The sequence below is a fragment of the Vibrio sp. S234-5 genome (assembly GCF_000960595.1).
GTDB lineage: Bacteria > Pseudomonadota > Gammaproteobacteria > Enterobacterales > Vibrionaceae > Vibrio.
This window is the reverse complement of the sequence record NZ_JZAM01000236.1, coordinates 1-1150: the sequence shown is the minus strand read 5'-3', so window position 1 is coordinate 1150 and position 1150 is coordinate 1. Positions and strand designations below refer to the sequence as shown.

1 protein-coding gene is annotated in these 1150 nt (G+C 61.3%); it reads left to right on the top strand.

What is annotated here, in order from left to right; genetic code table 11:
- On the top strand, positions 1-1150 hold a 1150-nt coding region (locus UF06_RS14465; RefSeq protein WP_045571072.1), incomplete at both ends, for an Ig-like domain-containing protein.

Sequence of the window (1150 nt, the reverse complement as noted above, 5' to 3'; positions counted from 1 at the left end):
GCAGCGTAACGGGCACAGGCACGCTTGCCAGCGCCAGTGAGACCCTCAGTGGCATCGACCTGTCCAATCTTAATGACGGCACCTTGACGCTGTCGGTCATCGTGACGGACAGCGCAGGCAACAGCGCTTCGGCGGTGACGGCGAGCAGCACGCTCGACACCGCAGCACCAACAGTGACCATCAGTGACGACACAACGGGCACGGCCACGGGCGATGTGCTGTACACCTTTACCTTCAATGAGAACGTGACGGGCTTTACCGAAGACGACATCACCGTATCCGGTGGAACCAAGGGCACCTTCACGGCCGTCAGTGGCACGGTCTACACCCTAGTGGTGACGCCAACGGCCAACAGCACCAGCAACCTCACGGTGGATGTGGCGGCGAGTGTGGCGACAGACACGGCGGGGAACCCGAACAGCGCGGCGACGCAAAGTGTGCAAGTGGTCGACACGGCGCTGCCAAGCATTGGCATTAGCAGCGACAAATCAGCCCTGAAAGTGGGTGAAACCGCGACGCTGACCTTCACCTTGTCGGAAAACAGCAATGACTTTGCGGCGGACGACATTACCGTGACCGGCGGCAGCTTGTCGGGCTTTACCGGCAGCGGCACCAGCTACACCGCGACCTTTACCCCAACCGCCAACACGACCAGCACGGCGACCATCAACGTAGCGGCGAATACCTTTACCGATGAGGCGGGTAATCACAACACGGCGGCCCCGCAACAGAGCATCAGTGTTGATACACAGACGCCGACGGGCCACAGCGTGACGTTTGGCGATACGTTGTACTCGAATGCGGAGAAAACGGCGGCGTCATTCAGCTTTAGCAACGCGGAAGCGGGGGCCAACTACAGCTACACCATCAGCAGCTCTAATGGCGGCAGCAACGTGACGGGCACGGGCACGCTTGCCAGCGCCAGTGAGACCCTCAGTGGCATCGACCTGTCCAATCTTAATGACGGCACCCTGACGCTGTCGGTCATCGTCACGGACAGCGCAGGCAACAGCGCCTCGGCGGTGACGGCGAGCAGCACGCTCGACACGGCGGTACCGACGGGCCACAGCGTGACGTTTGGCGATACGTTGTACTCGAATGCGGAGAAAACGGCGGCGTCATTCAGCTTTAGCAACGCGGAAGCGGGGGC